We start from the raw sequence: 6,693 nt of genomic DNA, 5'->3' as shown, positions 1-6,693 counted from the left end.
CCCGGCGCGCGCGGGCCCAAGGCGAGCACCTCCGAGGCGGTCGCCGGGCGCAACTCCGTGGTCGAGGCGCTGCGCGCGAAGGTGCCCGCCACGGCGCTGTACGTGGCCTCGCGCATCGACACCGACGACCGCGTCCGCGAGGCGCTGAAGACGGCCTCCGCCGCCGGGCTGCCGGTGCTGGAGACCACCCGCGGCGACCTGGACCGCATGACCGACGGCGCCGTCCACCAGGGCCTGGTCCTGCAGGTGCCGCCGTACGAGCACGTCACCCTCGACGACCTGCTCACCGCGGCCGCGAACGCCGGTCAGGACCCGCTCGTGCTCGCCCTCGACGGGATCACCGACCCGCGCAACCTCGGCGCCGTGGTCCGCTCGGCCGCCGCGTTCGGCGGGCACGGCGTGCTCGTGCCCGAGCGCCGCTCGGCCGGCATGACCGCCTCGGCGTGGAAGAGCTCGGCCGGTGCCGCCGCCCGCGTGCCGGTGGCCCGCGAGACGAACCTCACCCGCGCGCTGGAGGCGGCCAAGCGGGCCGGCTGCTTCGTGGTGGGCCTCGACGCCGAGGGCGACGCCGAGCTGGGCTCTCCGGAGCTGGCCCGCGCCGCGGCCGGCCCGATCGTGCTCGTGGTGGGCTCGGAGGACAAGGGCCTGTCCCGCCTCGTGCGCGAGACGTGCGACCTCGTCGTCTCCATCCCGATGGCCGCCTCGGTGGAGTCGCTCAACGCCGGCGTGGCCGCGGGCGTCGCCCTGTACGAGATCGACCGCGGTCGGCGCACCGCGCGGGCGCAGCGCGGCGGCGGCCGGGCCTGAGCCTGCCGAGCCCGCACGGGGCCGGGGCGCTCCCGGCCCCGCAGCGGTCCTGCGGGCTCAGCGGACCTCGCCCGTGCCGGCCTCGGACCGCCAGCTCTGGCTGGACAGCCACCCGTCGATCCGGTCGTCGGCCGGGTCCGGCTCGGGCTCGGGCGGCTCGCTCGAGCGGAGCGCGGCGTCCAGGGCGGGGAACATGCCGGTGGGCGTCCCGGTGACGAGCACCGCGGCCTCGTCGGGGCGGTTGCGCAGCACCTCGTCGACGTAGGTGCGCACCGCCTCCAGGAGCGGGACGTCGCGGCCCAGCTGCTCGGAGCGGTACCAGCGGTGCTCGAGCACCTCGTGGAAGATCTCCGCCGGCTCCAGCTTGCGCCGCAGCTCGCGCGGGACGGCGCGCACCACCGGCTCGAAGACCGTGGCGAGCCAGTCGTGGGCGACGATCTCCTCGTCCTCGCTCTGGCGGTCGGTCGCCGCCCGGTAGCCGTCGAGGTCGTTGAGCAGGCGGCGGGCCTGGTTCTGCTCCACGTCAAGGCCGGTCAGGCGCAGCAGGCGGCGGGAGTGGTGCCCGGCGTCGACGACCTTGGGCTGGATCTGGACCATCGCCCCGCCGACGTCGGTGCTGATCGCGAGCTCGCCGACGTCGAAGCCGAGGTCGTTGAGCCGCTCGATGCGCGCCTGCACCCGCCAGCGCTCGCCCCGCTCGAACGACTCGAGGTCGGTCAGCTCCGCCCACAGCGAGCGGTAGCGCTCGACGATGTGGGCGGCGGTGGCCACGGGGTCGACGTCGGGGTCGAGGTACTCCCCGGCCTCGAGGTCCATGAGCTCGCCGGCGATGTTCGTGAACGCGACGTCGAGGTCGTTCTCGCGCTGGCCGTCGGACAGGCTCTGGTGCAGCTCGCCGGTCTCGGCGTCGACGAGGTAGGCGGCGAACTCCCCGGCGTCGCGGCGGAACAGGGTGTTCGACAGCGAGACGTCGCCCCAGTAGAAGCCGGACAGGTGCAGGCGCACGAGCAGGACGGCGAGCGCGTCGACCAGCCGGGTCGCGGTGTCCGGGCGCAGGGCCTGGCTGAACAGCGCGCGGTAGGGCAGGGAGAACTGGAGGTGCTGGGTGACCAGCGCCGGGTCCAGCGGCAGGCCGTCGGCGGTCGTGCGGCCGGTGACGACCGCGACCGGGACGACGCAGGGGACCTCCAGGCGCGAGAGCAGGCGCAGCAGGCCGTACTCGCGCCGGGCGAGGGACTCCTCGATCTCCTTGACCGCCATGACCTTCCCCGACAGCCGCACGAAGCGCACGACGTGCCGTGAGATGCCCCGGGGGAGCGCCGCCAGGGTCTGCGCCGGCCAGGAGTCCAGGGGGAGCTCCCACGGCAGGTCCGGCAGGTCGAGCACGGACTCGTCCGTGGTCGCCGCGGTGATCTGCAGGGACTGGGCCATGGGGGCATCCTCCCACCGCCCGGGCGTGCAGGAGGGGGGCACCGCCGAAGCGGTGCCCCCCTCCTCGGGTGGAGCCGTGGATCAGGCGGTGATCAGACCCGGGTGGCACCGGCCGTGGAGGCGGCGGCGACGTCTTCGAGACGGCGGCCGTCCTTGGCGTCGAACAGGTGGGTGTGGCCCACCTTGGCGGTGACCTGGACCGTCGTGCCCTTCTCCGGGGGACGGCGGCCGTCGACGCGGACGATCATCTGGTGCTCGGTGCCCTGGAACTGGGACCGGCCGTACACGTAGGCGTCGGCGCCGAGCTCCTCGACGACGTCGACCTGCACGGGGAGGCCGCGCTCGGTGAGCTCGAGGTCCTCGGGGCGCACGCCCACGGTGACGGTGCTGCCGGCGGCGGCACCGAGGGTCTCGCGGGAGACCGGCACGATCGCGTTGCCGAACTGGACGCCGCCGTCGGTGACGGGCAGCTCGAGCAGGTTCATCGCCGGGGAGCCGATGAAGCCGGCGACGAAGACGTTGGCGGGGCGGTCGTACATGTTCCGCGGGGTGTCGACCTGCTGGAGGATGCCGTCCTTGAGGACCGCGACCCGGTCGCCCATGGTCATGGCCTCGACCTGGTCGTGGGTCACGTAGACGGTGGTCACGCCGAGGCGGCGCTGCAGCTGGGCGATCTGCGTGCGGGTCTGCACGCGCAGCTTGGCGTCCAGGTTCGACAGCGGCTCGTCCATGAGGAACACCTGGGGCTGGCGCACGATCGCGCGGCCCATGGCGACGCGCTGGCGCTGACCGCCGGACAGGGCCTTCGGCTTGCGGTCCAGGTACTGCTCGAGGTCGAGGATCTTCGCCGCCTCCTGCACGCGGGTGCGGATCTCGTCCTTCTTCACGCCGGCGATCTTCAGGGCGAAGCCCATGTTGTCGGCCACCGTCATGTGCGGGTACAGCGCGTAGTTCTGGAAGACCATCGCGATGTCGCGGTCCTTGGGCTGCACGTCGGTGACGTCGCGGTCGCCGATGAGGATGCGCCCGGAGTTGACGTCCTCCAGGCCGGCGAGCATGCGCAGGGAGGTCGACTTGCCGCAGCCGGAAGGACCGACGAGGACGAGGAACTCGCCGTCGCGGACCTCGAGGTTCAGGGCGTCGACCGCGGGGCGGTCTCCGCCGGGGTAGACGCGGGTGGCGTGGTCGAACGTGACGGTGGCCATGGTGTGTGTCCTCTCACCGGCAGGAACGTGCCGGACGATCCGAGTGAGGGATGCTCCTGGCGCCGGTCGGCGCAGGGAGGGTCACCGGCGGCCGTCGTGGACGCCGGTGTCCGAGACGGAGTATGCCCCACGAACCGCCCCCCTGCCCAGGGGGCAGCGCGGGCGGGTGGTTCAGGAGCGGAGCGTGGCCAGCTCGGTGAGCAGTGCGGCGACCGCCTCGGGGTCGGCCACCCGGTGGCGGGCGGCGGTCTCGCCCTCGCCCACCTTGACGCCGACGTCGCCGGCGGCGGGGTCCAGCACCGCGAAGGCGTGCTCGTCGGTGGTGTCGTCGCCGGCGAAGAGGACCGCGTCGGCGCCGAGGCGCTCGCGCAGGGCCCTCACCGCGCTGCCCTTGTCGGCGGTGACCACCGACAGCTCGACCACCTCCTTGCCGCGCAGGGCCCTCACGCCCGGGAGGGTCGCCGGGCCGGTCAGCGCCGCGGCGGTGGCCTCGGCGCCGACGTCCGGGCTCGCGCTGCGGGTGTGCAGGACGGCGCCGGCGGGCTTGCGCTCCAGGGCGGTGCCCTCGTGGGCGGCGACGACGGCGCCGAGGCCCTCGACGACCTGGGCCAGCAGCGAGCGCTGGGCGTCGTCGAGCTCGGTGGGGACGCCGTCGACCTCCGCTCCGTGGCTGGCCACGAGCACGGCGGACGGCGGCGGGTCGGCGACCGCGCGCAGGTCGGCCAGGGACCGGCCGCTGACCAGGGCCACCGTGACGCCGTCGGCCGTGGACAGGGCGGCCACTGCGCGCGCGGACGCCGGCAGGGGGCGGGCCTGCTCGGGGCGCTCGACGATCGGGGCGAGCACGCCGTCGAAGTCGAGGGCGACGAGCACCCGGGCGCGCGTGGCGAACGCCGCCAGCGCCTCGCCCAGCGCCGGGTCCACCGCTGCGCCCGCGGCTGCGCCCGCGGCTGCGTCCTGCGGCTCGTCGGCGCTCACGCGGCGTCCACCGGCAGCTCGGAGCGGTCCCGCAGCGCGGCGAGGAACCCCTCGGCCCAGCGCGAGACGTCGTGCTCCATGACCCTGCGGCGCAGCGAGCGCATCCGGCGGGCCTGCTCCTTGGGCGGCATCTCCAGCGCGCGCACCATCGCCTCCTTGAGGCCCGCGATGTCGTGGGGGTTGACCAGCAGGGCCTGGGTCAGCTCGTCGGCGGCCCCGGTGAACTCGCTGAGCACCAGGGACCCGCGCAGGTCGTGGCGCGACGCGACGTACTCCTTGGCCACGAGGTTCATCCCGTCGCGCAGGGCGGTGACGAGCATGACGTCAGCGGCCTGGAACAGCGCCGCCATCTCCTCGCGGGGGTAGGAGTGGTGCAGGTAGTGCACCGCCGGGCGGCCGAGGTCGCCGAAGGTGCCGTTGATCCGCCCCACCGTCAGCTCGATCTCGTCGCGCAGCAGCCGGTAGCTCGCCACCCGCTCGCGGCTGGGGGTGGCCACCTGCACCAGCACGCTGTCGTGGGGGTCGACGACGCCGTCCTCGAGCAGCTCGGCGTACGCCTTGAGCCGGTGCATGATGCCCTTGGTGTAGTCGAGGCGGTCCACCCCGAGCAGCAGCCGCCGGGGAGCGCCCAGCTCGAAGCGCACCTCCGCCACCCGGGACTGCACCCCCGGCGAGCGCGCCAGCTGGTCCAGCGCGCCGGAGTCGATCGAGATCGGGAACGAGCGCGCCCGCACGGTGCGGCGGGTGCCGTCGGGGCCGGCCACGCTGACCTGCTGGCTGCGGCTGGGCAGGCCGACCGCGCGACGGCAGGCGCGCAGGAAGTTGTTGGCGTCGCTCATCCGCTGGAAGCCGATGAGGTCGGCGCCCAGGAGGCCCTCGAGGACCTGCCGGCGCCAGGGGAGCTGGGCGAAGATCTCGTACGGCGGGAAGGGGATGTGGTTGAAGAAGCCGATCCGCAGGTCGGGGCGGCGCTCGCGGAGCATCGCGGGCACGAGCTGCAGCTGGTAGTCCTGAACCCACACCGTCGCGCCCCGGCTGGCCTGCTCGGCGGTGGCCTCGGCGAAGCGCCGGTTCACGGCGACGTAGTCGTCCCACCAGTCGCGGTGGAACTCCGGCGGCGCGATGACGTCGTGGTAGAGCGGCCACAGGGTCGCGTTCGAGAAGCCCTCGTAGTAGCGGGCCACCTCCTGCTCGGACAGCGGCACCGGCACGAGCTGCATGCCGCCCTCGTGGAACGGGGCGGGAGCCTCGCCGGCGTCACCGGACCAGCCCACCCACGCGCCGTCCGCCTGCCGCATCACCGGCTCGAGGGCCGTCACGAGGCCCCCCGGCGACGTGCGCCAGGTGGTGGTGCCGTCGTCCTCGGTGACCCGGTCCACCGGCAGCCGGTTCGCCACCACGACGAAGTCGTACTCGCCTCCCGGCACGGCCCTCCCCTTCTCTCGGTCGCCTCCGAGCCTAGTGATCTTCGGCGCTCCGGCATCCCGAGCGCGGGCCGCGTACCGTTTCCGACCATGGACGCTGGGACGGACGCCGGGACGCGGTCCGGGCCGAGCGTGCGACTCGGCCCCTACCGGCTGCTGCACGTCATCGGCGGAGGCGGCATGGGGGTGGTGCACCTGGGCCTGGACCCCGAGGGCCGCGCGGTCGCCGTCAAGGTGCTGCGACCGCACCTGGCGGCCGACCCGACCGCGCGCGCCCGCCTGGCCCGCGAGGTGGAGACCCTGCGGCGCGTGCGCTCCTCGCGGGTGGCCGAGGTCCTCGACGCCGACCCGGACGCCGACCAGCCCTACGTCGTCACGCAGTTCGTGCCGGCCCCGCCGCTGGACGCCCACGTGGAGGCCCTGGGCCCGATGGCGCCGGCCGAGCTGACCCGCCTCGGGCTGGGGCTGGGGGAGGCGCTCGCCGCCATCCACGACGCCGGGGTGGTCCACCGCGACCTCAAGCCGGGGAACGTGCTGGTGCTCGACGGCGAGCCCGTGGTCATCGACTTCGGGATCGCCCAGATCGCCGACGACGCCCGGCTGACCAGCACCGGGCTGGTGATGGGCTCGCCCGGCTACCTCTCGCCGGAGGTCCTCGACGGCGGCGCGGTGACGGCCTCGGCGGACTGGTGGGGCTGGGCGGCCACCGTCGCCTTCGCGGCCACGGGCCGCCCGCCGTTCGGCTCCGGCCCGATGGAGGCGGTGCTCAGCCGGGTGCGCCGCGGCGCGGCCGACCTGGACGGCGTCCCGGCGGGGCTGGCGGCGGTGCTGGACGCCGCCCTGGCGCC

General features: G+C 74.8%; 6 protein-coding genes. 2 read left to right on the top strand and 4 right to left on the bottom strand.

Going from position 1 to position 6,693, the window contains the following annotated elements:
• The coding region (gene rlmB, locus AC5FZL_RS14545) for a 23S rRNA (guanosine(2251)-2'-O)-methyltransferase RlmB (RefSeq protein WP_493619607.1) at positions 1-807 on the top strand (807 nt) is incomplete at its 5' end.
• A 57-nt stretch (positions 808-864) separates the two neighbouring features.
• On the opposite strand, the gene AC5FZL_RS14540 is transcribed toward rlmB, so the two are convergent.
• From AC5FZL_RS14540 to AC5FZL_RS14525, 4 genes are all read right to left on the bottom strand, one after another.
• A complete protein-coding gene (locus tag AC5FZL_RS14540; RefSeq protein ID WP_493619606.1) occupies positions 865-2,238 on the bottom strand; it encodes a DUF4032 domain-containing protein in 1,374 nt (457 codons plus the stop codon).
• 92 nt (positions 2,239-2,330) lie between these two features.
• Positions 2,331-3,443, bottom strand: a complete 1,113-nt coding sequence (locus AC5FZL_RS14535) for an ABC transporter ATP-binding protein (RefSeq protein ID WP_493619605.1) — start codon at positions 3,441-3,443, stop codon at positions 2,331-2,333.
• Between the two features lie 171 nt (positions 3,444-3,614).
• The gene (gene otsB, locus AC5FZL_RS14530) at positions 3,615-4,421 is read right to left on the bottom strand and encodes a trehalose-phosphatase (RefSeq protein WP_493619604.1); all 807 of its coding nucleotides are present in this window, start codon (positions 4,419-4,421) and stop codon (positions 3,615-3,617) included.
• On the bottom strand, positions 4,418-5,848 hold the full coding sequence (locus AC5FZL_RS14525; RefSeq protein WP_493619603.1) for an alpha,alpha-trehalose-phosphate synthase (UDP-forming): 1,431 nt from the start codon (positions 5,846-5,848) through the stop codon (positions 4,418-4,420). Before AC5FZL_RS14525 ends, otsB begins: the two co-directional genes overlap by 4 nt.
• A gap of 87 nt (positions 5,849-5,935) precedes the next feature.
• Between AC5FZL_RS14525 and AC5FZL_RS14520 the strand changes: the two genes are divergently transcribed.
• Positions 5,936-6,693 (top strand): serine/threonine-protein kinase (locus AC5FZL_RS14520; RefSeq protein ID WP_493619602.1); only part of this gene is annotated, 758 nt, incomplete at its 3' end.

This window comes from Quadrisphaera sp. DVD1 (genome assembly GCF_058932755.1).
This window is presented reverse-complemented; position numbering and strand designations above follow the sequence as displayed.